Source organism: Bacillus cereus group sp. BfR-BA-01350, from assembly GCF_022663775.1.
Classification (GTDB): Bacteria; Bacillota; Bacilli; order Bacillales; family Bacillaceae_G; genus Bacillus_A; species Bacillus_A paranthracis.
Genome location: NZ_JAKUGD010000008.1, coordinates 79,089 through 102,684, shown reverse-complemented (window position 1 = coordinate 102,684; position 23,596 = coordinate 79,089). Strand labels below are relative to the sequence as shown.

Here is a 23,596-nt window from a genome sequence, read left to right as displayed (position 1 = left end):
TGAATGTGTTTGTCAACTGAAAATGTTAGAAAAATATGGTATTAAAAAATAATAAATTGGAAAAAATAGGTTTGATATAGAATGGAGGGTTGGTCATGAAGCGAGTTTTTGGAATACTTGTTTGTTTCATGTTATTGCTTTCTGGTACTTCAGTTAGTTTCGCACAATCTGAGAAAACGAAGCAGGATAAAACAGAAGAAACAACGCCGAAGTTAGCAGAACAAGCGTCGTCAGCAATCGTAATTGAACAAGATACAGGTAAAGTTTTGTTTGATAAAAATCCAAATGAGAAATTACCGCCTGCTAGTATGACGAAGATTATGACAATGCTATTAATTATGGAACAAGTTGAAAAAGGAAAATTAAAACTGACCGATAAAGTTAGAGCGAGTGAGCATGCAGCTTCAATGGGTGGATCACAAATCTTTTTAGAGCCTGGAGAAGAGATGACTGTAAATGAAATGCTAAAGGGTATTGCAATTGCATCTGGAAATGATGCGTCTGTTGCAGTAGCGGAGCATATCGCTGGTTCAGAAGAAGGTTTTGTAAATATGATGAACAAAAAAGCGAAAGATTTAGGGCTGAAAAATACTCATTTTCAAAATCCAACAGGTCTTCCGGCTAAAGACCATTATTCTACAGCAAATGATATGGCTATCATGGCGAAAGAATTGATGAAGTACCCACTTATTCGCAAATACACAGGTAAATACGAAGACTATTTACGTGAAGATACGGATAAGAAGTTTTGGCTCGTTAATACGAATAAGTTAGTACGTTTTTATCCTGGAGTAGATGGTGTAAAAACGGGCTTTACGACAGAAGCAAAATATTGTTTAACAGCATCGGCTGAGAAGAATGGGATGCGTGTTATTTCAGTTGTTATGGGAGCACCTACATCAAAAGAACGGAACAATCAAGTAACGAAGCTTCTTGACTACGCATTTGGTCAATATATGACAAAGAAATTGTATACACGAGGCGAAAAAATTAAAACTGTCCAAGTAGGAAAAGGGAAAAAAGAAAAAGTAGATTTAGTTGCGTCAGACAATGTATCTCTTCTTATGAAGAAGGGCGAAAATATGGACAAGGTAAAGCAAGAAGTAATTGCTGAAAAGAAAGTGAAAGCGCCGATTAAAAAAGGTGATGCACTTGGTACGCTTGTTATTAAAAAAGATAAAGATGTTTTATTAAAACAAACAATTGTAGCAAAAGAAGATGTTGCTGCAGCGAGCTGGTGGGAGTTATTTAAAAGAAGTTTTGGGATGTTTTCAACATCAAAATAGCGGCAAATATTTTGCCGCTTTTCTATTCGTATGTAAGTAAATAATTGCTGAATGGTTTCACTTTATGGCGAAATAGTTCTTCTTTTGTCAGTAGGAAGGATTCTTATGTTGTATCACGAAAATCTTTATGTATGTAAATGAGTAAAGTTTGAGCATAAGGAGGAAATCGTGTGAGTCTTTCCATGCAATTAGAAGTAAAACGTGACGTCCTATGTGTGAGACTAGCGGGTGAATTAGATCATCATACTGCTGAAGAGTTGCGAACGAAAGTAACAGATATGATTGAGACACATGGTGTTCATCATATTGTTTTGAGCCTAGAGAACTTATCGTTTATGGATAGTTCTGGTTTAGGTGTTATATTAGGCCGATATAAGCATGTAAAGGGATTAGGTGGAGAAATGGTTGTTTGTGCAATTTCACCTCCTGTTAAACGTTTATTTGAAATGTCGGGCTTATTTAAAATTGTTCGTCTAGAAGAAAGTGAAGCGCATGCGCTCGCGACGTTGGGGGTGGCATAAATGAGAAATGAAATGAACCTTCAATTTTCAGCATTAAGTCAAAATGAATCGTTCGCTCGCGTTACAGTAGCTGCTTTCATTGCACAACTAGATCCTACGATGGAAGAACTTACAGAGATTAAAACAGTTGTGTCAGAAGCGGTTACGAATGCAATTATTCATGGGTACGAAGGAAATGCAGAAGGTGTTGTTTATATTTCTGTAATTTTGGAAGAAGCAATGGTGAAACTCACGATTCGAGATGAAGGGATTGGCATCTTTAATTTAGATGAAGCGAGACAACCCCTTTTTACAACTAAACCTGAATTAGAGCGTTCCGGAATGGGATTTACTATCATGGAAAATTTTATGGATGAAGTAGAAGTTATTTCAAACGAATCTTTCGGGACAACAATCCATTTGACAAAATACTTATCAAATAGTAACGCTCTATGCAATTAAGGAGAATAGCCTATGGACATAGAGGTCAAAAATGAGAAGAAGAAACCTCAGTTAAAGGACCACGAGCTAAAAGCGTTAATTCAAAAAAGTCAAGATGGAGATCAACAAGCAAGAGATACAATTGTTCAAAGTAATATGCGTCTCGTATGGTCGGTTGTGCAACGTTTTCTTAATCGCGGATACGAACCAGACGATTTGTTTCAAATTGGATGTATTGGACTCTTAAAATCGGTAGATAAATTTGATTTATCTTTCGACGTGAAATTTTCAACATATGCAGTTCCCATGATTATTGGCGAAATACAACGATTTTTACGTGATGATGGATCGGTGAAAGTAAGTAGGTCTTTAAAAGAAACAGGAAACAAAATTCGAAAGATGAGAGATGAGCTTTCGAAAGAATTCGGAAGGGCTCCAACGATTAATGAAGTAGCTGAAGCGTTAGAACTAACGCCAGAGGAAGTGGTTCTGGCGCAAGAAGCGAGTCGTGCCCCTTCATCCATACATGAAACGGTGTATGAAAACGACGGAGATCCAATTACTATTTTAGATCAAATTGCAGATCAATCTGAAACGAAATGGTTTGATAAAATTGCTTTAAAAGAAGCAATTAGAGAATTAGATGAGAGAGAGCGTTTAATTGTATATTTACGCTATTATAAAGATCAAACGCAATCAGAAGTAGCAGAGCGAATAGGTATTTCGCAAGTACAAGTTTCAAGACTTGAAAAGAAAATATTAAAACAGATGAAAGATCGAATAGATGAATAGTTATCTATTCGATCTTTTTTTATGAATGTAATAGGAGGGTATTATAAACTTTCGTAAAAATTAACAGAATTTATTGATAATTTAGTAAATTTAAAATATAATCCAATTATGAACTTGTCACAAAGGGGGAAGGAAATATGGAAACGAGGCAACAATGGGGAACGAGGGCTGGATTTATTTTCGCAGCGGTCGGCTCTGCCGTTGGATTAGGAAACATATGGCGTTTTCCTTATACAGCGTATGAAAATGGAGGAGGCGCATTTTTTTTACCGTACTTATTCGCATTATTAACGACTGGTATTTCATTGTTAGCATTCGAATTTGCTCTTGGGCACCGTCACCGTGGTTCAGCACCACTTACGTTTTTCCGTATTCATCCGCGTGCTGAATTTATCGGTTGGTGGCAAATGTGTGTAACATTTATCGTTTCAACATATTATGCAGTAATTATTGCTTGGTCTATTTCGTATACGTATTTTGCAATTACTGGCGCATGGGGGAAAGACACGGAATCATTTTTATTTAAAGAGTATTTGCATGTTGCAGATAAGCCTGGACAGTTTGGAGGGCTCGTACCGGAAGTATTAATTCCACTAGCTCTCGTTTGGATTATTGTGCTTGGTGTTGCATTTAAAGGAGTTAAAAAAGGAATCGAAGTTGTGAACCGTATTTTCATCCCTTTACTAGTTGTTATGTTCCTTATTATCGTAGTTCGTGCGGTGACAATGGAAGGTGCGATGCAAGGATTAGATGCATTCTTTAAACCAGATTGGAGTCGCATTTTTGATGGGAAAGTATGGCTTGCTGCTTACGGTCAAATCTTCTTTAGTTTATCTTTAGCATTTGGAATTATGATTACGTATTCTAGTTATTTACCGAAAAACTCAGATACAACAAATAATGCCTTTATTACTGGATTTGCAAACTCAGGATTTGAATTATTAGCAGGGATTGGGGTCTTTGCGGCTCTTGGATTTATGGCACACAATATGGGAGTACCGGTTGATAAAGTAGCAAGTGCGGGTGTAGGGCTTGCGTTCGTAGTATTCCCGCAAATTATTAATGAATTACCGATGTCACCGTTATTTGGTGTATTATTTTTCTTATCATTAACGGTTGCTGGAATTACATCCCTCATTTCGCTTGCGGAAGTATGTTTTGCTGCTGTATCTGAAAAGTTCAGCTTAAGTCGCCAAAAAACAATTGGAATTATGGGGACGCTTCTCGTACTAGTTTCTCTAGTTTTTGCAACACGTGGCGGGCTTATGTTCCTAGATGTTGTCGATTATTTCGCTAATAACTTTGGATTAATCACAATTGCACTAGTGGAAGTAGTTACGATAGGGCTCATTCTACGCCGTTTACCAGTTTATCAAAATCACGCAAACTTCGTATCTGATATTAAGTTAGGGACGTTTTGGAGAGTGAGTTTACTCGTTATTACTCCGCTTATGTTAGGTTACATGTTAATTGATGGTACAATCCAAAATATTAAAAAGAACTATGGAGGTTACCCAACGGAGTTTGTCGTAACATATGGTTGGTCAATTGCAGCAGCGTTCCTTATCGTTGCGCTAATTATTAGTCTGAAAAAATGGAATGCACAAATACATTCAGATTCTGCTAAGCTTGAAAAAGAATGGAAAGATCGAGGTGTTTCATAATGAGTGGATCAGCGATTATGATGATGGTTATTGGAATAGTAGTCATTTGGGGAGGGCTCGCATTAAGCATTGCAAACTTATTTAAGAAAAAAGCATAAACAAAAAAACATCTGTACCGAAATGGTACAGATGTTTTTTTGTGAAAAAATTGTATTAGAAAAAAATTGAATAACCATACTACAACTACGAGGAAGAGTGAAGAGGTGAATGGAAATTGGAACAAACAATTTATATTAAAATGCGTAATCGATTAAAAGTTTCTCCTACGTATGAAGTAAAGCTTGGTGATGTTGCTCAACTTGCCGGAGATGCTGTAGTAGTTCAGTCGTTACAGGATGAGGTAATTTATAAAATTACAGCGCGTGATAAAACGCATGTTGTCATTGATGTTATGAAAATAATTGAGATTATTAGGCAAAAAGCCGCTCATATACAAATTAATTTACTCGGTTCTGGACAAACTCTTGTTGAAATTATATATGAAAAAAAGAAAGTACATCCGATTTTCTTCGGACTTGTATGGTTGTTACTTTTCATTGGAGCGGCTCTTGCCATCATATATTTCCATGAAGATGTAAGCATGCAACAAGTGCATCAACGGTTATACTACATGATTACGGGAGAATTTAAGGCGCAACCACTCTTATTTCAAATTCCTTATTCATTAGGTCTTGGGTTAGGTATGGTCTTATTTTTTAATCATGTATTTCAAAAGCGAATTAATGAAGAACCGAGTCCGTTAGAAGTGGAAATGTTCCAATATCAGCAGTCACTTGACCAATATGTAATTGTTCATGAAAACAAGGATAATATGAAACAACTTACCGATGATTGAGTCTGGATTCGTTATTTTAATTGCTTTAGCAGGAGGAATTGCTGTAGGTAGCGGATATGTTGCATTTTTAGCTGTACTTGGTATAATCCCCCGTCTAGCTCAATTAACGAGAAGTGGAAAGCACATTCAATATTTTGAGTGGGCAGTTATTGCAGGTACATTAACAGGAGCTTGGTGTAGTTTGAAAAACATTACATTTCAAACGTCGCAATATTGGCTTGTTATATTAGGAATATTTTGTGGCACATTCATTGGAATGCTCGCTGCCGCATTAACGGAAGTGTTAAATGTTCTACCTATTTTAGCGAAACGAGTAGGGGTAGAGGGGAAGATTGTTGTTTTACTCGTTGCTCTTGTACTTGGAAAAGTAATAGGCTCGTTGTTTCACTGGATTTATTTCGTAAAGTAGGAGGCAATATATAAATGACAGGGCGAAAACTAAAGGACGATTACGTAAATAAAGTGAAGGAATACCATCCGAAGCCAAATTATTTTATAAATTGTGTTAAGGCATTTTTTGTAGGTGGACTCATTTGTACAATCGGAGAAGTATTGATGAAATTTTATATACATTATTTTCATTTTAGTGAACAAGAGGCAGGGAATCCAACAGTCGCAACTCTTGTACTATTATCGGCGATTTTAACAGGTTGTGGTGTATATGATAAAATCGGTCAATTTGCTGGAGCTGGATCGGCCGTACCTGTTACAGGATTTGCGAATTCTATGGCGAGCGCTGCGCTAGAACATAAGAGTGAAGGCATTGTGCTAGGGATTGCTACAAACATGTTTAAGCTAGCGGGAAGTGTTATCGTTTTTGGGGTCGTTGGAGCATATATTATTGGGTTAATAAGATATACGTTTAAAATTTTTATGTCTTAAAGGAGGGGCTAATATGAGGTTGACAGGAAAACAAACGTGGGTATTTCAAAATGATATTTATGTGAATGCAACCGGTACTGCTGTCGGTCCAAAAGAAGCTGAAGGCCCTCTTGGAAAGGATTTTGATATTTCATATGATGATTTACATTGCGGAGAGGAAAACTGGGAGCTTGCTGAACGAAGATTAATGTCAGATTCGATTCAACAAGTTTTGGAAAAAGGAAATGTAAAAACATCACAAATTGATTTCTTTTTAGCGGGTGACTTATTAAATCAAACAGTGACAGCAAATTACGTTGCGCGTAGGTGGGGAATTCCCTTTTTAGGCATGTTTAGTGCTTGTGCGACCTCGATGGAGACTTTAGCGGTCGGATCAGCCTTTATAGATGGTGGATTCGCAAATCGTGTTTTAGCGACGGTAAGTAGTCATAATGCAACAGCTGAAAGACAGTTTCGTTATCCAACAGAGTATGGGGGACAAAAACCAGTGACAGCAAATTCCACTGTTACAGGTGCGGGATCCATATTAATTAGTAAAGAAAAAAGTGCCATTAAAATTACGTCGGCTACGATTGGAAAAGTACAAGATTTAGGAATTGCGAACCCTTTAGATATGGGATCGGCGATGGCACCTGCTGCAGCTCATACAATTCAGCAACATTTTGAGGATTTGAAGAGAAGTGCAGCCGATTACGATTTGATTGTTACCGGTGATTTATCAGCTATTGGGACACCAATCGCGAAACAACTGTTACTGGAAGAAGGTTATGATATTGGGCATATATATAACGATTGCGGATTAATGATTTATGATCCCGGTCAAGAAGAAGTATTTGCTGGTGGTAGTGGTTGTGCTTGTTCAGCTGTTGTCACATATGGTCATTTATTAAGCGAGATGCAAAAAGGGAATTTACAACGAATTTTTGTCGTTGCTACTGGTGCGTTATTAAGCCCGATGATGATGCAGCAAAAAGAAACAATTCCAACAATTGCACATGGTGTCGTATTTGAGAGAGTGAAGGGAGAGTGAATTGTGGATTATATATATGCATTTCTTGTAGGAGGCGCTATTTGTGTAGTTGGGCAAGTATTGTTAGATTTCGCAAAGTTAACACCAGCCCATTTAATGGCTACCTTTGTAGTGATAGGAGCAGTTTTAGATGGATTCGGATTGTACGATAAGCTTATAAAGTTTGCGGGTGCTGGGGCGACAGTTCCTATTACAAGTTTTGGACATTCCCTATTACACGGGGCAATGCATGCTGCAGAGAAACACGGATATATAGGGATTGGTATGGGTATGTTTAGTTTAACGTCTGCAGGTATTTCAGCAGCAATATTATTTTCATTTTTTATAGCACTTATATGTAAACCGAAAGGATAAATCAAATGAGACGAAGGGTTGTTTTGGTCACAGATGGAGATGAATATGCAAAGCGAACAATTGAGCTTTTAACGAAGGAATTTGGGGGAAGGTGTATTTCAGCATCACAAAGTAATCCAACCAAATTGACAGGGAAGAAAGTTGTTGAGCTTATTATGCAAACGCCATATGACCCTGTATTTGTCATGTTTGATGACAGTGGATTTATTGGAGAAGGATCTGGTGAAAAAGCTTTAAAATATGTAGCCACGCATAAACAAATTGATGTACTTGGGATTTTGGCAGTAGCGTCTAATACACACCATTGGGAATGGGCACGTGTAGATGTAAGTGTAGATCGGAACGGGAATTTAACGGAATATGGTGTTGATAAATTTGGACTTCCAGATGGTGAAATTGGCAGAATTAGCGGAGATACAATTTATTGTTTAGATGATTTGAATGTTCCCGTCATTGTTGGTGTTGGTGATATTGGTAAGATGTGTGGAAACGATGAATGGGAGAGAGGCTCACCAATTACGAAAAAAGCAATTCAGTTAATTTTGGAAAGGAGTGGATTTTATGACGAAGCCTAAAAAAATAGATATTCCGATTTCAACTTTCATAAGTGACAATGAAAATTATTTAAAACAAACGGCTGGATTAGGCGTCACATTTGATGTTGGTATTCGTAAATTTCAAATTTTGAATAAAGAAATTGCAGTGTTATTCGTAAATGGACTTTGTGATACAAATTATATTATTCCTATTTTAGAAGAAGCTGTGGATACGAATGAAATAAGGGATGTTGAAGAAGATACTGTAAAGCTTTTAGAGAATCGTTTAATTCATCAGCAAGTAAGTAAAGTGAAAACGATGGATGAAGTAATGCTTCAAGCGTTATCAGGGCTTATTGTTATATTTGTGGAAGGCGAAACAGAAGCGTTCGTGATAGATGTTCGTAGCTATCCAGGACGAACACCGACAGAGCCAGATACTGAAAAAGTAGTACGCGGTGCGAGGGATGGATTTGTTGAAAATATCGTTGTAAATACAGCGTTAATTCGTAGAAGAATTCGAGATCCACGTCTTCGAAATGAAATTATTCGAGTAGGGGATAGATCGCAAACGGATATTTGTATTACATATGTACAAGATGTTGCAAATCCAGATTTAGTAAAGATTATAAAACAAGAATTAAATAACATCGATGTCGATGGCATTACGATGGCGGATAAAACAGTGGAAGAATTTGTTGTAAAGCAAAGCTATAATCCATTCCCGCTTATTCGATATACAGAAAGACCGGATGTAGCAGCTAATCATTTATTAGAAGGACATGTTCTAGTACTAGTTGATACATCACCGAGTGCTATGATTACGCCAACAACATATTTTCATCATTTACAGCATGCAGAAGAGTTTAGACAAAATCCAGCTGTCGGAACATTTTTACGTTGGGTACGTTTTTTAGGTGTTTTATTCTCCTTGTTTTTACTACCGTTTTGGTTAGTGTTTGTATTTGACCCAACTCTTTTACCAGAAAATCTTGCTTTTATTGGACCGACTAAGATGACACATTTACCAATTTTATTACAGGTGATAATGGCAGAAGTAGGACTTGAATTTTTAAGGATGGCAGCCATTCATACTCCAACGCCGTTATCGTCAGCAGCAGGATTAATTTCTGCCATATTAATTGGTCAAATAGCAATCGATGTAGGTTTGTTTGTACCAGAAGTTATTTTGTATGTAGCAGTTTCTATGATCGGTGCTTATGCAACACCGAGCTATGAATTAGGGCTAGGGAATAAGGTTGGAAAATTATTTGTTATTATTTTAACAGGTCTCTTCCATGAGATGGGCTTTGTAATTGGTATGACGATATTGATTTTATTTTTAACGTCTATAAAAAGTTTGCAAACCCCTTATTTATGGCCGTTTTTACCATTTGATTGGGGCGCATTAACAAAAATTCTACTCCGTCCGACGATGTCTAGTTTAAAAGTACGACCAAGTATTGTAAGACCTCAAAATGTAAAAAGACAAAAATAAACGGGATTATACACCCGTTTATTTTTTTAGCAAAAATTTATTGTTTTTTAACAAAAATCAAACATTTTTTGTGTACACTTAGAGTAGATATTGTGTATGGAAGGGGAAGAGGACATGATTAAATTATTTGTAAGTGATTTAGACGACACGCTCGTTTACAATGTAAATCATATGCAAAAAGAAGATGAACGTGCAATTTGTTGGTTAGCTGAAAAAGGGACAAATATTTGTTTTGCCTCAGGCCGCTTTACTCATCGAATTGATGAAGTCGTAAATAGGTTTGAATTCCCATATTACACAACTGGCTTAAATGGAGCGACAATGTTACTTCCGGATGGGAATTTATTTTATGAATCGAGTTTTGAAAATACGGTTGCCCAGGAAATATATCGATATATACATAAAAAAGGACTAGCGGATATTGTTTGTGCAAATGAGCAGCGATATACAAAAAGGAAGAATGAACATCACCATAATTTTGAAGCGTATATGGGCGTGCATATCGCTGAAATTGAAGCGTTAGAAGAGGAATTTGGTAAAACTGTACATCCTGCGAAATTGTTTGTTTTTGGGGAAGAAGAGACAATTGAAGCATTAGATCAAGAATTACGAGATACATTTCAGAACGAAGCGGAAGTTTTTATGTCTGGTAAACGCTATGTTGACATTATGCCAAGGGGAGTAAGTAAAGGGAGTGCTTTAAGACGACTAATGGAACATTTGCAAATTGAAGCAAATGAAGTTGCATGCATTGGAGATTCTTTTAATGATATTTCTATGTTTGAAGTAACCCCGCATTCATTTACTCTGCACCATGCTCATCCATATGTGAAGGAGAAAGCGAATCATATTGTTCGTTCGGTTGAAGAAGCTATTATGAAATTGCCGTTACTTGTATAAAAAAGAAGCTCGCTACTAGCGAGCTTCTTTTTACTTGAATAACGATTTAACAAAATCAATGATACTTGAGAAGAAATCTTTCACTTTATCTAGGAAACTTTGCCCTTCTTCAGATCCTAAAAAGGCAGAAACGTGTTCTTTTGCTTTATTTAACTGACTGCCAACTTGATTCCAATCAATGTTAAGATTTTTCATTTTATCAAATAGAGCAACTAAGTTATCTAACTGTTCATCCGTTAATGTAATACCAAGTTGATCCGCAATTTTTTTAATTAATGAACGTAAATCTTCAGTCGTTTTTGGCTGCTCTTTGGCAATTTCTTCTTTAATTTTCGCAACAAGTTGAACTGCTTTTTCTTCACCAATTTTATCGCCGAGCTGGGATGTTTGCACCATTTCTTCATTGGCTACTTTTTTTACTTCCTCAGGAATTGCTTTGTTTGATGTTGTTTCATAGGCTTTCATTAAACCAGTTAAAGCAGCAGTTCCAGAAACTTTAAATGGTGCAGTAATTTGAATTTCTGCATCTTTCACACCTGCTGTAATAAGTGCGTTTGTGTACATTGCATCTGTTATTGAATTAATGTTTTTTGAACGTACAATGAGACCAGAACCTGGCTTTGTGTATGTGATCATAGAAGAGGAAATTGCTCTCGTACCAATTTGCGCTTTTGGAACAATCCCTTCTAGAAATTTATGTTCTTCCGCATTAGACACAGTAATAATTGTAGCATCTTTTGGTGCTTTCATTTCTTTTAACAGATCTTGTTTTTGTTGTTCAGACAAGTTTTCTCCTAGTGTAACAATTGATTCTCCTTCGATGATGTCTGCAAACGAAGCTGTTGGCATAATAAATACTGCTACAGCTAATAGCAGAGCTAGTAATTTCGTTTTCACGAAAAATCGCTCCCTTTCTCTTTCTAAAATTTTCGGGCAACACAGTTATTATAGTATATATTTCTTATTTGTCACCTAGCTTTTTCCACATTTCAAAAAAGAAGTATGTAGATTGTCGGATTCTTTTTGTTTCTAGTCATGAATGTGGTAATATAGTGCTGAGATAGTTGAAAGGAGACATATACGTATGAAAACTTTAGGATACATAGTAATGGAAAATGGTGAAAAAATCGATTTGGAATTTTTCCCAGAAGAGGCACCAAAAACAGTAGAAAACTTTAAAAAACTAGCAGAGCAAGGATTTTATGATGGTGTGACATTCCACCGCGTTATTCCTGGCTTCGTAAGCCAAGGTGGAGACCCAACAGGAACAGGTGCGGGTGGCCCAGGTTACTCTATCCCATGTGAAACTGATGGAAATCCTCATAGACACCTTGTAGGATCACTTTCTATGGCTCATGCTGGCCGTAACACAGGCGGTAGCCAATTCTTTATCGTTCATGAGCCACAGCCACACTTAGATGGTGTACATACTGTATTCGGTAAAGTAACAAGCGGTATTGAAACAGTATTAAACATGCGTCAAGGTGATGTAATGAAAGAAGTTAAAGTTTGGGAAGAATAAGTGAATGAGAAAAGAGAGCTATTGCTCTCTTTTTTTAATAGGAATGGGTATTTCGTTTACGGTACATGATACAAGTAGTAATGTGATTGTAGTGAAATAAGTCGCTTATGAGAACAAAATATTAACAAATTACATAGAATACATTAGATTACACATTTCAATAAAAGTTGTTTATTACATTCATTTTGCTAGAATTCATCTGCTCTAAGGTGATGAATAGTGAAGTGATAATGAGCGGTGGATGTTTCTTTTCACTTTCATATAACAGTGTTTCTTCTTTTATCTACTTAACAAAAATAGTAATGAAACGTATATTTGACTTTCTTCTTTTCGCTTTGTATGATTATCAAGTTGTTTTAAGCTCTTCTCACTCTGTTGAAAATATTGTAAAATGAATGTGATATGAAAAGAGTGATTGAGGGGATTTAATAGTTTGTAACTTTTGTAAGAAGGGATAAGGGTTATGTTAATTCGTTTTAAAAAAAGTTATGAAAAGATTGCAATGGGGCTTCTTTCATTTATGCCAACTGAAAAAGATGTGAAAACATTACAATTGACTATGAAAGATTATGAAGCAAAGGATGATTGGCAATTGTATTTGTGGAAACAAAACGAAGATTTTGTTGGGATAATGGGGATTGTAAAAAAAGAGAATCAAGTTTTGGAAATTCAGCATTTGAGTGTGAATCCATCTCACCGTCATATGGGTATTGGGACGAAGATGGTTCAAGAGTTAAAGAGTAAATTTCTTGAATTTACAATTTGCGGAAATGAGCAAACAGCAAGTTTTTGCAAAAAGTGTAAAGGGCTTGAACAAAATATACATTCGTGAAAGCAGAGATAAGTAGTTTATTATCTCTGCTTTCTTTTTTGTAATTGTTCGTTTCGTTCAGCGATGACTTCTGTTCGATCACGTAATGTGTGCTTATGTATTATAAATTCATTAGAAGTAGCATTCACGTCTTTCCAAGGAAGGTTTTGTTTCTGACATAATTCTATGCAGTACTTTTCTAATGTTGTATCCACCAATGGTAAAAATAACGGTGTAAAACTTTCTTCTTTCTGGATAGATTGCAATTTATCTTTGAGTAAGAACAGAAGTTGTGCCTCATCTATTCCTAAACGAAGTAAATGTGCACTGTTTTTTTCTAAAATCGTTATGGCGCTTTTCATCATCTTCTCTGCGCCATTCCAGTTAGAGCGTCTGTGATGGTATAAAGAAACTGCAATTTGAATGAGGCCGACTAAATAATGATCCCGATTTCCTCTCGGTTTTGTTTTCCAATATTCTTCCAGTATTTCGTGGCATTCAAAATAATCATAATCTCCGTGAAAATGAATTAAAAACTGTATGTATTCCGTAGGATACATTTTCTTCGCCCCTATCTAACGGTTATAAGTATAAGTTTATCATAGAAATATGAACAATAAACGACTAGGGAATTTCTCCCTAGTCGTTATTGTTCATATTAGCAGAAGCAAGCCGCCCCTACAATAATTAGTAAAATAAACAATACAACAAGTAATGCGAACCCACCGCTAAAACCACAATCAACGTGACCCATAGTTTTTTGACCTCCTACATTGTTCTTACTACACTGTTATCATATGAAGTGGTGGGCATGATGACATAGGCATCGGTCTATTTTTAATTAAATTTCTTAAAAAGGTTGGATAGAACATGAGTATGCTCTATACTTATGTTGTTATAGAAAAAATGTGGTGGGATGCTTTGTGCAGTATAATTTTAAAGTAGAGGCTTTTGAAGGGCCTTTAGATTTATTGTTACATTTAATACATCGTTATGAAATTGATATATATAATATTCCTGTAGCGGAAATTACAGAGCAATATTTATCTTATGTTCATACGATGAAAGAACTACAATTAGATGTTGCAAGTGAGTATTTAGTAATGGCTGCAACGTTATTACAAATTAAAAGTAAAATGTTGTTGCCGAAACATGAAGAAGATGTACTTGATAACGGTGATGACTTTATAGATGATCCTCGTCAGGAATTGATGGAGAGGTTAATTGAATATAAGAAATATAAGCAAGTTGCTACTGAACTAAAAGAAAGAGAACAAGAAAGAGCACAGCTATATACACGTCCGCCAATTGATTTTACATCGTTGCAACAAGAAGAGGAGACAAGCTTGCCTCTTGATGTTACGTTATATGATATGCTAGCGGCATTTCAAAAATTAATGCGCCGTAAAAAAGCAAAGAAACCTGTGACAACACGTATTACTCGTCAAGAAATACCAATTGAACAGCGTATGACGGATATTTTAAAGCAGTTAGAAATACAAGGTGGTCGTCAAAGTTTTTATGATTTGTTTGTTGATGATGAACGGGAAATAATGGTTGTAACATTTTTAGCGGTTCTTGAGCTTATGAAAAATCAACAAATCGTAATTGAACAAGAACATAATTTTGATGAAATTTTCGTATCAAGCTATACTAAATCTGCATAGAGTTAGTATGGAAAATGGGATAGAAATAGTATATCTCATGCTAGGTTTGAATGTATCGTTTGGAACAAGAGAAAAAATATTGAACCGAACGCATTGATTGTGATTCGGTTTTTTGATGTGTATTTTTATGGAGAAAATAGGAGGAAGGAGCTCGTAAGATGGATAGAACAGAACAGAAATCAATCATTGAAGGGCTTTTATTTGTTTCTGGTGATGAAGGGATTTATCCTGAACAAATAGCAAAAGTCCTTGAAATTGAAGGAAACGAAGTAATCGATATTTTAGAAGAAATGCAAAAAGAATGTGAAGGTGCACACCGCGGTTTGCAAATTGTACAGTATGCAAAAGTGTATCGTTTTGCTACAAAGAAAGAACATGCGTCATACTATCAAAAACTAATAGATATCCCAACAGCTGCTTCACTCTCTCAGGCCGCTCTAGAAACGTTAGCGATTGTTGCATATCGTCAACCAATTACAAGAACTGAAATGGAAGAGATTAGAGGGGTAAAAACCGATAAGGCGTTACAAACGTTAGTATCACACTTACTTATAAAAGAAATGGGAAGAGCAGAAGGACCTGGGCGTCCGATTTTATATGGAACGACGAAAGAATTTTTGGACACGTTTGGATTAAAAACATTAGATGATTTACCTCCGCTTTCTGAAGAAAACGAACAAATGAATGAAGCGGATTTATTCTTCGGTTCTTTACAAGAGATATCGAAATAAAAGCTTAGCATTTTGCTAAGCTTTTTTTGTATATCAATTATATACCGTGCCATACTAATTGAAAAAAGGAGACGAGTTATGAGAGGTATACGAAGTGTTTTATTATTAGTTTCTGTTTTGTTATGCTTTTCTTTAAATAGTGCATCGGCAAAAAGGTATATGATGTCTATTCATACTGCGTCTCCTTTACATATGCAGCGGCAACATTTTGGTAAAATGAAAGTGAGTTTCTTAAAAGTTGGACAAGGTGATGCAACACTTATTACATTGCCAAATGGACAAACGATGTTAATTGATGGAGGGCCTTATGAAGCTGGTGAGGTTATTATCCAAAAGCTAATTGAAAAAGGAATTAACCATTTAGATGCTATCGTCAGTACTCATCCTGATATGGATCACATTGGGGGACTCATTCCAATTGTAGAGCAAATGCCAGTATCACTTATATTAGATAGTGGAAAAACATATAGTTCTCTTACTTATCATACGTATCGAAATCATATAAAGAAAAGGGGAATCCCTTTCATTTCAGTAAAAGAGGGCCAATACATACCGCTAGATCCGCATGTTTCCATACAAGTATTAAACAATGGGAAGTCCAAAGATGAAAATAATGAATCTTCAATTGTATTAAAGATTCGGTATGGTAAGGCAGATTTTTTACTAATGGGTGATGCTGATGTGCGGACGGAAACGGAAATATTAAAGCGATTTGATGTACATGCAGATGTGTTAAAGGTGGGACATCATGGCTCGTACACTTCAACAAGTGAAAGGTTTATAAAGAAGGTAGAACCACAGTTCGCGATTCTTTCTTATGGTAGCAGAAATCCGTATGGACATCCGCATCAAAGTGTAGTGAGACGATTAAAACAGCATGGTATAATGATGTATGGAACAAATAAGCGTACAGTAGAAATGGAAACAGACGGCGAACATATTACAATTGGGTCTAGCGGATTAATGCCATTACTTAAGTGATTCATACAATAGATGATATTGTTCCTTTTTGGAAAAAATGAATAACATATATTATAATTGCGAGAGACGTACTAAGTTTCCTTTTTGTTAAACAAAGAGGAAATTTCATTAGAATGTATAGACAACTACTCGTGCATATATTAAGATGGAATTAGGCGAATAAGGTAATAATAACAAGTAGGTATTTCATGGGAAAGGATCGATGAAAATGAAAACGCAAGTTGTCATCAATGCCAAAATTTATACAGGTCAAGAAGTAGTGGAAAACGGATTTATTCGTTACGCAGAAACAATTAAAGAAATTGGTTTGATGGCTCAATATGTATCACAAGAAAATGAAGCGGTTTTAGATGCGGCAGGGAAAATTGTGATTCCAGGTATGATTGATGTTCATATTCATGGTGGATACGATATTGATGCGATGGATGCAAATAGCGATGGGTTAGTAACTCTAGGTAAAGAAATGTTAAAAGAAGGAGTTACAACTTACTTCCCAACAACAATGACACAAGCTCCAGAAGCAATCGAAGCAGCACTACATGCTGCGAAGGAAGCGAAAGAAAAAGGAGCGCATTTCGAATATATTCACTTAGAAGGACCGTATGTTTCAAAAAAACGTGCAGGTGCACAACCACTTGAACATATTGTTCCTGCGAATATTGAACAATTTAAACAATGGCAGGAAGCAAGCGGAAATTTAATTAAATTAGTAACATATGCACCTGAAGAAGAAGGTGCGTTAGAGTTTGAGCAGTATCTTGCTGAAACTGGTGTTGTCGGCACAATGGGGCATACAGATGCAATTGATGCGCAACTAAAAAACAGAAACATTACACATGCAACGCATTTATACAATCAAATGCGTGGATTACATCACCGTGAACCAGGAGTTGTTGGTCATGTGTTATTAAATCCAGATGTAATGGTTGAAGTAATTACAGATGGTATTCACATTCACCCGGATATGGTGAAATTAGCATATAAATTAAAAGGACCGAAAAAAGTAAGTGTTATTACTGATGCAATGCGTGCAAAAGGTCTTGAAGATGGATTATATGAGCTTGGCGGACAGCCAGTACATGTAAAAGATGGTAGTGCTCGATTAGAAGATGGAACGTTAGCTGGTAGTATTCTAAAAATGGATCAAGCTTTCCGAAATGTAATTGAATTTACAGGTTGTTCAATCGAAGATGCAGTACTAATGACATCAGTGAACCAAGCAGAAGAGTTTGGATTAAATAATAAAGGTGCATTAGCGGTAGGAAAAGATGCAGACTTTGTTGTGATGAATGAAGATTTACATGTATATGATACGGTTCGTTTAGGAATTCATATGAAGGAAGGGAAGTAATGAAATGAATATTCTTGTTGTAAAAACTCCAGAAGAACTAGCAGAAGCAGGTTATAAATTAATTGAAGAGGTTGTAAAAACAAAAGAAAATCCAACATTAGGAATGGCTACAGGAAGCTCTCCATTAGGTATTTATGCAGAAATGCGAAAAAATAAACTTGATACAAGCCGTGTAACCACTGTAAACTTAGATGAGTACGTAAATTTACCACATGAAGATAAAAACAGCTATCACTATTTCATGCAAGAACAGTTGTTTGATCATCTTCCATTTAAACAAACTTATGTACCAAACGGGATGGCAAGTGATTTAGAGGAAGAGTGCAAACGTTACGAGGGCATTCTAGCTGCTAACCCAGTTGACCTACAGATTCTTGGAATCGGTGAAAACGGTCACATCGGATTTAACGAACCAGGAACACCGTTTAATTCTCCAACAAACATTGTTGAATTAACAGAATCTACACGCCAAGCAAACCTTCGCTTCTTCGAAAAAGAAGAAGATGTGCCAACTCATGCAATTACAATGGGAATTGGAAGCATTATGAAAGCGAAACAAATTCTACTTGTTGCTATGGGTTCTAAAAAGGCAGAAGCTGTTAAAGAATTATTGCAAGGTGCATATAGTGAAGCGTGTCCTGCTACAGTTTTACAACGTCATCCGAATGTAACCGTAATCGCTGATCAAGAAGCTCTATCTTTATGCAGTGAGGCGATTGCTGATGAACATCGACAAGTATTCACCATTTCCGATCTATTATCAGATTCAAGAGTGGGTGAAACAGCTAATTGAGGACGGCGAATGGAAGCCGGGAGATAAAATCCCATCTGAGAATGAACTTTGCGATAAGTTCGAAGTAAGTCGTATGACAATCAGACAGGCGATTAATAATTTAGTGGAACAAGGTTATTTATATCGGAAACGTGGAATCGGTACGTTTGTCCAACTTCCGAAAGTGGAACAAAAACTGCAAGGAATGACAGGATTCACGGAAGATATGATTTCTCGTGGGATGAACCCAAGTAGTCAATTATTAAGTTTCCGCCTAGTTCCAGCTACTGCGAAAATAGCAGACCGGCTGAGAATACAGGAGGGAGAGTCGGTTTATGAAGTGAGGCGTATTCGCTTAGCTGACGATGAACCGATTGCTTTTGAGACGACATATTTGTCGCCAGCTCTTGTAAAAGATATTAACGAAGAAATATTGCAACAATCTTTATATGAACATTTAGAGAAAAAACTGGGCTTCAAACTTGTTAGCGCTACTCAATCAATTGAAGCTTCAATTGCAACGGATAATGAAGCGGAACATCTGCATATTCCTAAAAAGGCGCCAGTGCTTGTCATGCGTCAATGGTCATATTCAGAAGGTGAAGTACCGTTAGAGTATGTGAAATGTATTTATCGTGGAGATCGTTATAAGTTTATTACAAACATCGCACGTAACAAATAATATATTTCAGTTTGTGAAGTACAGTAAATGTCAAATTGTTTAACATGTAAAGAAAAAATACGACTCATCCTTACAAGGAGTGAGTCGTATTTTTATTATGAGCAATTACGTGGTTAACAGCATCTTTAACTGTATTTACTACATAGTGAGCGTGTTCTTTTACTGCGTCATCTGCTTGAGCCATAGCAAAACTGTGAGGAGTTAAAGCAAACATTGGAATATCATTATAAGAATCCCCTATGCAAGCAACTTCCTCTGGTTGTAATTGAAACTCTTTTAATAAAACAGAAATAGCAGAACCTTTACTAATATTAGGTGGCATTACATCTAAACATTGTTCTGCTGAAATGAACGTACTAACTTTTCCATGAAATTTTTCATCAATTTTTTTCTGAAGGAGTTGTAAGCTCTCCTTTGTTCCACCGACAGAAATTTTATTCGGGAAAATTGTATCATCTATTTTCTGTAATAAATTTGGTTCTTCGACAGAAGTCATCGTTACTTGTTGCTCAAGTTCGTGAATAAACGGTGTTTTTTCTTCAATGTAGTAATTATGTTCATCACTAACATAACGGAAATAAGGATCTTCATTCGTCATGTGTAACAATTCAGGAAGAATGCTGGAATCAAAAGTTGCAGATAATAGCTGCTTATTTTCATTTGTATATACAAAAACACCATTAACACTAATGCGGTGGAAATTTGTATTTACAGCTTTCATTAAGTCTGCAATTTCATTATCAAGTCGGCCAGAAGCGAAACAAAGAATCACATTTTGTTCAGCAAGACTACGAAGTGCTACAATATCCTGTTCGTCAATTAAACCTCCGTGTTGCATCATTGTACCGTCGATATCACTTACAAACATTTTAATCATGTTGTTATCTCCTTTCTATGTACAGTTGCTCTTACATTATACGCATCATATATAAACATGTCTAAAAAATGAATTTTTATGAAATGGTAGATGTTTTACATTGACGACAAAGAAGAATATTCTGTAACATAAAAGCAGGCTATTTAAGTACGAGGGTGGTGTTATATGAGTAATTATCTAGAAATTAAAAAAGTTTTAAATAATAATGTCATCATTGCTAGCCATCCTGAACATGAGGAAGTAGTAGTGATTGGTAAAGGAATTGGATTTGGAAAAAAAGCGAAAGATGTATTGGAGCAAGAACAAATTGAAAAAATGTTTGTTCTAAAAAATGAACGTGATCGTGAACAATACAAACTGCTAGTTCCACATGTGAGTGAAAAATTAATTGAATTAATGAATGATATTATGTTCTATATTCAAGAAAAAGCAAAATCTCCATTGAATGAACATATTCATATCGCTTTAACAGATCATATTTCTTTTGCAATTAAGCGTTTAAAACAAGGGTTTACAATTGATAATCCTTTTTTAGTTGAAACGAAAATGCTCTATCCAGAGGAATATAAAATTGCTGAAGGTGTTGTAAACCTTTTAAATTCTCGTTTGCAAATTACATTGCCAGAAGGAGAAATCGGGTTTATTGCACTCCATATTTACAGTTCACTTACAAATTCAGATTTATCTTCAGTTAATCAAAACTCCCGTCTCATTGCACAGCTTGTATCTTTAATTGAGACGAACTTACAAATTACATTAGACCAAGAAAGTATTCACTATTTACGCCTTATTCGTCATCTTCAATATGCTATTGAGAGGGTGAAAAAAGGAGAAAAAGTAGAGGAATCGCAAAGTTTTGCTGATTTATTAAAGGCGGAATATCCTGTCTGTTATAATTTAGCTTGGAAGTTAGTTAAGGTTATGCAAAAAGAATTGCAACTTCCTGTTTATGAAGCAGAGAGTATATATTTAACGATGCACCTGCAGCGCTTAGTGAAGGCAGAGCATGTGTAAAAAGACATATATTTTTGTCGAAAATGAAAACGTTAAAAAAAATCATTGAATCGCTTACAATAGTTATGTATAATAACTATTGCAAAGTTATACAAATTTCGACAAACACATTAAGGGATAAAACGAAAACGTTTGCCTTAATTATAGTGAACTTATACGTAAACCTATTTTTGACACGTGTTACTGATTCGATCAGGCATGAGTGGAGAAAAGTAAGGAATGTAAGCTAGAGAAAGGGATATACTACCCTTTGTATAGCTATCGTTCTATCTTTTTTTCCTCATGCCTTTTTGGCGTTTGTCGGAAGGTATCAATATAGATAAGAGAGGAAGGGTTTCCATGTTTAAGAAGATCTTTGGTGTTCTTCAAAAAGTCGGAAAAGCGCTTATGCTTCCAGTAGCGATTTTACCGGCAGCAGGTATTTTACTTGGATTTGGTAATGCATTTCAAAATCCACAGTTAACAAATGTTATTCCTGCTTTAAAAGCAGATTGGTTCGTAATGGTAGCAAAAATTATGGAACAATCTGGTGATATTATTTTCGCTAACCTTGCATTACTATTCGCAGTTGGGGTAGCAATTGGCTTAGCTGGTGGAGACGGAGTAGCTGGTTTAGCAGCATTCGTTGGCTACTTAATTATGAACAAAACGATGAGTGTGTTCTTAGAAGTAGATAAGCTAGTGAAAGTAACAAGTTCTGGAGCAGACCCAGTAAAAATTGGATTTGCAGATCCGGCGTATGCAAACGTATTAGGAATTCCAACGCTACAAACTGGAGTGTTTGGTGGTATTATCGTCGGGATAGTAGCGGCATATTGCTATAATAAATACTTCAACATTGAATTACCATCATACTTAGGTTTCTTTGCAGGTAAGCGTTTCGTACCGATCGCAACTGCAACATTCTCTTTAATAGTAGGTATTATCATGTGCTTCGTTTGGCCATACATTCAAGGTGGCTTAAACACGTTCTCACATCAAATGATTGATGCAAATAGAACGTTAGCAGCATTTATTTTCGGTTTAATTGAACGTTCATTAATTCCATTTGGATTACATCACATTTTCTATTCACCGTTCTGGTTCGAATTCGGTCAGTATACAAATGCGGCTGGCGAATTAATTCGTGGTGACCAAAAAATCTTTATGGCACAGTTAAAAGACGGTGTAGAATTAACAGCAGGTACATTTACAACTGGTAAGTATCCGTTTATGATGTTCGGTCTTCCAGCAGCAGCTTTAGCAATGTACCATGAAGCACGTCCAGAAAATAAAAAATTAGCAGCTGGTATTTTAGGTTCTGCTGCATTAACATCTTTCTTAACAGGTATTACAGAGCCACTTGAATTTTCATTCTTATTCGTAGCACCAGTATTATTCGGAATTCACGCTGTATTCGCTGGTCTATCATTTATGACAATGCAAATTTTAGGTGTTAAAATTGGTATGACATTCTCTGGTGGTTTAATCGACTTCCTATTATTCGGTGTACTACCAGGCCGTACGGCATGGTGGTGGGTAATTATTGTTGGTCTTGTACTAGCGGTTATTTACTACTTCGGATTCCGATTTGCAATCCGTAAATGGGATTTAAAAACACCTGGCCGTGAAGTTGCAAATGCGAATGAAGGTGCAGGAAAAGCAGAAGCTGGTGAACTTCCTCGTGAAGTATTAGTAGCACTTGGTGGTAAAGAAAACATTGCTTCTTTAGACGCTTGTATTACTCGTTTACGTGTTCAAGTTAACGAACAAAAGAATGTAAATAAAGATCGCTTGAAAGAACTTGGAGCAGCTGGTGTACTTGAAGTTGGAAATAACATTCAAGCTATTTTTGGACCGAAATCTGACACATTAAAATCACAAATTCATGATATTATGTCAGGTCGTACACCTCATGTTGAAAAAGCAGAGCCTGTAAAAGTAGAAGAAGCTCCTCAAAAAGTTGATGAAAACGAAACAATCGTTTCACCAATTGAAGGGAAAATCCTACCAATTACAGAGGTACCGGATCAAGTATTCTCAGGAAAAATGATGGGAGATGGATTTGCAATTGAGCCAACAGAAGGAACAGTAGTTTCTCCAGTTAATGGTGAAATTGTCAACGTATTCCCTACAAAGCATGCAATTGGTATTCAATCTGAAGGTGGAAAAGAAATTTTAATCCACTTCGGTATTGATACTGTAAAATTAAATGGTGAAGGTTTTGAAGCACTTGTAGCGCAAGGTGACAAAGTGAAACAAGGACAACCATTATTAAAAGTAGATCTTGCATTTGTAAAAGAAAATGCACCATCTATAATTACACCAATTGTATTTACGAATTTACAACAAGGGCAGCAAGTCGAATTGAAAAAAGATGGAAATGTTAAGAAGGGCGAAAACGCTATTATTGACATTCAGTAGGAATTTGACGCAAAATGTTTATAATTATAATAGGTGATGTGGTTGACCGAACATCGCCTATTATATA

General features: G+C 36.1%; 29 protein-coding genes. 25 read left to right on the top strand and 4 right to left on the bottom strand.

Annotation, left to right across the window (positions count from 1 at the left end):
• Positions 1-95 precede the first annotated feature (95 nt).
• The 14 genes from dacF (at position 96) to MR147_RS17885 (ending at position 10,718) form a co-directional block, all read left to right on the top strand.
• Positions 96-1,286: a serine-type D-Ala-D-Ala carboxypeptidase DacF gene (dacF, locus tag MR147_RS17950; protein ID WP_000831985.1), complete on the top strand. Its 1,191-nt coding sequence runs from the start codon at positions 96-98 to the stop codon at positions 1,284-1,286.
• A 170-nt stretch (positions 1,287-1,456) separates the two neighbouring features.
• Positions 1,457-1,807, top strand: coding sequence for an anti-sigma F factor antagonist (gene spoIIAA, locus MR147_RS17945; RefSeq protein ID WP_000059133.1), 351 nt, complete (start codon positions 1,457-1,459; stop codon positions 1,805-1,807).
• Entirely contained in the window at positions 1,808-2,248 is a 441-nt protein-coding gene (spoIIAB, locus tag MR147_RS17940; RefSeq protein WP_001243400.1) for an anti-sigma F factor, read from the top strand. It abuts the gene before it with no gap.
• A gap of 12 nt (positions 2,249-2,260) precedes the next feature.
• Positions 2,261-3,019: an RNA polymerase sporulation sigma factor SigF gene (gene sigF, locus MR147_RS17935; protein ID WP_000350729.1), complete on the top strand. Its 759-nt coding sequence runs from the start codon at positions 2,261-2,263 to the stop codon at positions 3,017-3,019.
• A gap of 137 nt (positions 3,020-3,156) precedes the next feature.
• Positions 3,157-4,683: a sodium-dependent transporter gene (locus MR147_RS17930; protein ID WP_000450062.1), complete on the top strand. Its 1,527-nt coding sequence runs from the start codon at positions 3,157-3,159 to the stop codon at positions 4,681-4,683.
• Complete coding sequence (locus MR147_RS17925; protein WP_000016826.1) at positions 4,683-4,781, top strand: methionine/alanine import family NSS transporter small subunit; 99 nt, start codon at positions 4,683-4,685, stop codon at positions 4,779-4,781. Before MR147_RS17930 ends, MR147_RS17925 begins: the two co-directional genes overlap by 1 nt.
• Positions 4,782-4,897: 116 nt before the next feature.
• Complete coding sequence (gene spoVAA / locus MR147_RS17920) at positions 4,898-5,518, top strand: stage V sporulation protein SpoVAA (protein ID WP_074606896.1); 621 nt, start codon at positions 4,898-4,900, stop codon at positions 5,516-5,518.
• Positions 5,511-5,927: a stage V sporulation protein SpoVAB gene (gene spoVAB, locus MR147_RS17915; RefSeq protein WP_000572932.1), complete on the top strand. Its 417-nt coding sequence runs from the start codon at positions 5,511-5,513 to the stop codon at positions 5,925-5,927. The genes spoVAA and spoVAB overlap by 8 nt, the downstream gene beginning before the upstream one ends.
• A gap of 14 nt (positions 5,928-5,941) precedes the next feature.
• Positions 5,942-6,400 (top strand): stage V sporulation protein AC, encoded by a 459-nt coding sequence (spoVAC, locus tag MR147_RS17910; protein ID WP_048530883.1) that lies wholly within the window; start codon positions 5,942-5,944, stop codon positions 6,398-6,400.
• Between the two features lie 13 nt (positions 6,401-6,413).
• The gene (gene spoVAD, locus MR147_RS17905; protein WP_242304609.1) at positions 6,414-7,430 is read left to right on the top strand and encodes a stage V sporulation protein AD; all 1,017 of its coding nucleotides are present in this window, start codon (positions 6,414-6,416) and stop codon (positions 7,428-7,430) included.
• Positions 7,431-7,433: 3 nt separating this feature from the next.
• Entirely contained in the window at positions 7,434-7,784 is a 351-nt protein-coding gene (gene spoVAE / locus MR147_RS17900) for a stage V sporulation protein AE (RefSeq protein ID WP_000384636.1), read from the top strand.
• Positions 7,785-7,789: 5 nt separating this feature from the next.
• Positions 7,790-8,359, top strand: a complete 570-nt coding sequence (gene spoVAEA / locus MR147_RS17895; protein ID WP_001254415.1) for a stage V sporulation protein SpoVABEA — start codon at positions 7,790-7,792, stop codon at positions 8,357-8,359.
• Complete coding sequence (gene spoVAF, locus MR147_RS17890) at positions 8,346-9,818, top strand: spore germination protein SpoVAF (RefSeq protein ID WP_000165582.1); 1,473 nt, start codon at positions 8,346-8,348, stop codon at positions 9,816-9,818. The genes spoVAEA and spoVAF overlap by 14 nt, the downstream gene beginning before the upstream one ends.
• A 96-nt stretch (positions 9,819-9,914) precedes the next feature.
• Positions 9,915-10,718 carry a Cof-type HAD-IIB family hydrolase gene (locus tag MR147_RS17885; RefSeq protein ID WP_002022291.1) on the top strand — a complete coding sequence of 268 codons (804 nt, stop codon included), beginning with the start codon at positions 9,915-9,917 and terminating at the stop codon, positions 10,716-10,718.
• A 30-nt stretch (positions 10,719-10,748) separates the two neighbouring features.
• Here the strand turns inward: MR147_RS17885 and MR147_RS17880 are convergent, their stop codons facing one another.
• Positions 10,749-11,615, bottom strand: a complete 867-nt coding sequence (locus MR147_RS17880) for a DUF1002 domain-containing protein (RefSeq protein WP_000850502.1) — start codon at positions 11,613-11,615, stop codon at positions 10,749-10,751.
• 187 nt (positions 11,616-11,802) lie between these two features.
• Between MR147_RS17880 and MR147_RS17875 the strand changes: the two genes are divergently transcribed.
• From MR147_RS17875 to ribT, 3 genes are all read left to right on the top strand, one after another.
• A complete protein-coding gene (locus tag MR147_RS17875; RefSeq protein WP_000853792.1) occupies positions 11,803-12,240 on the top strand; it encodes a peptidylprolyl isomerase in 438 nt (145 codons plus the stop codon).
• A gap of 212 nt (positions 12,241-12,452) precedes the next feature.
• Positions 12,453-12,635, top strand: a complete 183-nt coding sequence (locus MR147_RS17870; protein ID WP_041184137.1) for a hypothetical protein — start codon at positions 12,453-12,455, stop codon at positions 12,633-12,635.
• A 68-nt stretch (positions 12,636-12,703) separates the two neighbouring features.
• Positions 12,704-13,072, top strand: coding sequence for a GNAT family N-acetyltransferase RibT (gene ribT, locus MR147_RS17865; RefSeq protein ID WP_000908397.1), 369 nt, complete (start codon positions 12,704-12,706; stop codon positions 13,070-13,072).
• 20 nt (positions 13,073-13,092) lie between these two features.
• On the opposite strand, the gene MR147_RS17860 is transcribed toward ribT, so the two are convergent.
• Both MR147_RS17860 and MR147_RS17855 read right to left on the bottom strand, forming a co-directional pair.
• Positions 13,093-13,611, bottom strand: coding sequence for a DUF309 domain-containing protein (locus MR147_RS17860; protein WP_074606892.1), 519 nt, complete (start codon positions 13,609-13,611; stop codon positions 13,093-13,095).
• A 98-nt stretch (positions 13,612-13,709) separates the two neighbouring features.
• Positions 13,710-13,805, bottom strand: a complete 96-nt coding sequence (locus MR147_RS17855) for a YjcZ family sporulation protein (protein ID WP_000510194.1) — start codon at positions 13,803-13,805, stop codon at positions 13,710-13,712.
• A gap of 169 nt (positions 13,806-13,974) precedes the next feature.
• On the opposite strand from MR147_RS17855, the gene scpA reads away from it, so the two are divergent.
• The 6 genes from scpA to phnF all read left to right on the top strand — a co-directional run bounded on the left by scpA (position 13,975) and on the right by phnF (position 19,235).
• Complete coding sequence (scpA, locus tag MR147_RS17850; protein ID WP_001199762.1) at positions 13,975-14,718, top strand: segregation/condensation protein A; 744 nt, start codon at positions 13,975-13,977, stop codon at positions 14,716-14,718.
• A gap of 158 nt (positions 14,719-14,876) precedes the next feature.
• Positions 14,877-15,449: a segregation/condensation protein ScpB gene (scpB, locus tag MR147_RS17845; protein ID WP_000376224.1), complete on the top strand. Its 573-nt coding sequence runs from the start codon at positions 14,877-14,879 to the stop codon at positions 15,447-15,449.
• A 78-nt stretch (positions 15,450-15,527) separates the two neighbouring features.
• Complete coding sequence (locus MR147_RS17840) at positions 15,528-16,430, top strand: ComEC/Rec2 family competence protein (RefSeq protein WP_074606890.1); 903 nt, start codon at positions 15,528-15,530, stop codon at positions 16,428-16,430.
• A 208-nt stretch (positions 16,431-16,638) separates the two neighbouring features.
• Positions 16,639-17,781, top strand: a complete 1,143-nt coding sequence (gene nagA, locus MR147_RS17835; RefSeq protein ID WP_016086448.1) for an N-acetylglucosamine-6-phosphate deacetylase — start codon at positions 16,639-16,641, stop codon at positions 17,779-17,781.
• A 4-nt stretch (positions 17,782-17,785) separates the two neighbouring features.
• Positions 17,786-18,574 carry a glucosamine-6-phosphate deaminase gene (gene nagB / locus MR147_RS17830; RefSeq protein ID WP_001024206.1) on the top strand — a complete coding sequence of 263 codons (789 nt, stop codon included), beginning with the start codon at positions 17,786-17,788 and terminating at the stop codon, positions 18,572-18,574.
• A complete protein-coding gene (gene phnF / locus MR147_RS17825; protein WP_002194085.1) occupies positions 18,504-19,235 on the top strand; it encodes a phosphonate metabolism transcriptional regulator PhnF in 732 nt (243 codons plus the stop codon). Before nagB ends, phnF begins: the two co-directional genes overlap by 71 nt.
• A gap of 70 nt (positions 19,236-19,305) precedes the next feature.
• Here the strand turns inward: phnF and MR147_RS17820 are convergent, their stop codons facing one another.
• Entirely contained in the window at positions 19,306-20,112 is an 807-nt protein-coding gene (locus tag MR147_RS17820) for a Cof-type HAD-IIB family hydrolase (protein ID WP_000594235.1), read from the bottom strand.
• A 165-nt stretch (positions 20,113-20,277) separates the two neighbouring features.
• On the opposite strand from MR147_RS17820, the gene glcT reads away from it, so the two are divergent.
• Positions 20,278-21,126, top strand: a complete 849-nt coding sequence (gene glcT, locus MR147_RS17815; RefSeq protein ID WP_000073863.1) for a glucose PTS transporter transcription antiterminator GlcT — start codon at positions 20,278-20,280, stop codon at positions 21,124-21,126.
• Between the two features lie 339 nt (positions 21,127-21,465).
• On the top strand, positions 21,466-23,529 hold the full coding sequence (gene ptsG / locus MR147_RS17810) for a PTS glucose transporter subunit IIABC (RefSeq protein WP_044793864.1): 2,064 nt from the start codon (positions 21,466-21,468) through the stop codon (positions 23,527-23,529).
• The last annotated feature ends 67 nt before the right edge of the window (positions 23,530-23,596 follow it).

Coding starts and splice junctions, on each gene's coding strand:
- dacF (WP_000831985.1), top strand. CDS start 96: ATGAAGCGAGTTTTTGGAATACTTGTTTGTTTCATGTTATTGCTTTCT.
- spoIIAB (WP_001243400.1), top strand. CDS start 1,808: ATGAGAAATGAAATGAACCTTCAATTTTCAGCATTAAGTCAAAATGAA.
- sigF (WP_000350729.1), top strand. CDS start 2,261: ATGGACATAGAGGTCAAAAATGAGAAGAAGAAACCTCAGTTAAAGGAC.
- MR147_RS17930 (WP_000450062.1), top strand. CDS start 3,157: ATGGAAACGAGGCAACAATGGGGAACGAGGGCTGGATTTATTTTCGCA.
- MR147_RS17925 (WP_000016826.1), top strand. CDS start 4,683: ATGAGTGGATCAGCGATTATGATGATGGTTATTGGAATAGTAGTCATT.
- spoVAB (WP_000572932.1), top strand. CDS start 5,511: ATGATTGAGTCTGGATTCGTTATTTTAATTGCTTTAGCAGGAGGAATT.
- spoVAC (WP_048530883.1), top strand. CDS start 5,942: ATGACAGGGCGAAAACTAAAGGACGATTACGTAAATAAAGTGAAGGAA.
- spoVAD (WP_242304609.1), top strand. CDS start 6,414: ATGAGGTTGACAGGAAAACAAACGTGGGTATTTCAAAATGATATTTAT.
- spoVAEA (WP_001254415.1), top strand. CDS start 7,790: ATGAGACGAAGGGTTGTTTTGGTCACAGATGGAGATGAATATGCAAAG.
- spoVAF (WP_000165582.1), top strand. CDS start 8,346: ATGACGAAGCCTAAAAAAATAGATATTCCGATTTCAACTTTCATAAGT.
- MR147_RS17885 (WP_002022291.1), top strand. CDS start 9,915: ATGGAAGGGGAAGAGGACATGATTAAATTATTTGTAAGTGATTTAGAC.
- MR147_RS17875 (WP_000853792.1), top strand. CDS start 11,803: ATGAAAACTTTAGGATACATAGTAATGGAAAATGGTGAAAAAATCGAT.
- MR147_RS17870 (WP_041184137.1), top strand. CDS start 12,453: ATGAATAGTGAAGTGATAATGAGCGGTGGATGTTTCTTTTCACTTTCA.
- ribT (WP_000908397.1), top strand. CDS start 12,704: ATGTTAATTCGTTTTAAAAAAAGTTATGAAAAGATTGCAATGGGGCTT.
- MR147_RS17860 (WP_074606892.1), bottom strand. CDS start 13,611: ATGTATCCTACGGAATACATACAGTTTTTAATTCATTTTCACGGAGAT.
- MR147_RS17855 (WP_000510194.1), bottom strand. CDS start 13,805: ATGGGTCACGTTGATTGTGGTTTTAGCGGTGGGTTCGCATTACTTGTT.
- scpB (WP_000376224.1), top strand. CDS start 14,877: ATGGATAGAACAGAACAGAAATCAATCATTGAAGGGCTTTTATTTGTT.
- MR147_RS17840 (WP_074606890.1), top strand. CDS start 15,528: ATGAGAGGTATACGAAGTGTTTTATTATTAGTTTCTGTTTTGTTATGC.
- nagA (WP_016086448.1), top strand. CDS start 16,639: ATGAAAACGCAAGTTGTCATCAATGCCAAAATTTATACAGGTCAAGAA.
- nagB (WP_001024206.1), top strand. CDS start 17,786: ATGAATATTCTTGTTGTAAAAACTCCAGAAGAACTAGCAGAAGCAGGT.
- phnF (WP_002194085.1), top strand. CDS start 18,504: ATGAACATCGACAAGTATTCACCATTTCCGATCTATTATCAGATTCAA.
- MR147_RS17820 (WP_000594235.1), bottom strand. CDS start 20,112: ATGATTAAAATGTTTGTAAGTGATATCGACGGTACAATGATGCAACAC.
- glcT (WP_000073863.1), top strand. CDS start 20,278: ATGAGTAATTATCTAGAAATTAAAAAAGTTTTAAATAATAATGTCATC.
- ptsG (WP_044793864.1), top strand. CDS start 21,466: ATGTTTAAGAAGATCTTTGGTGTTCTTCAAAAAGTCGGAAAAGCGCTT.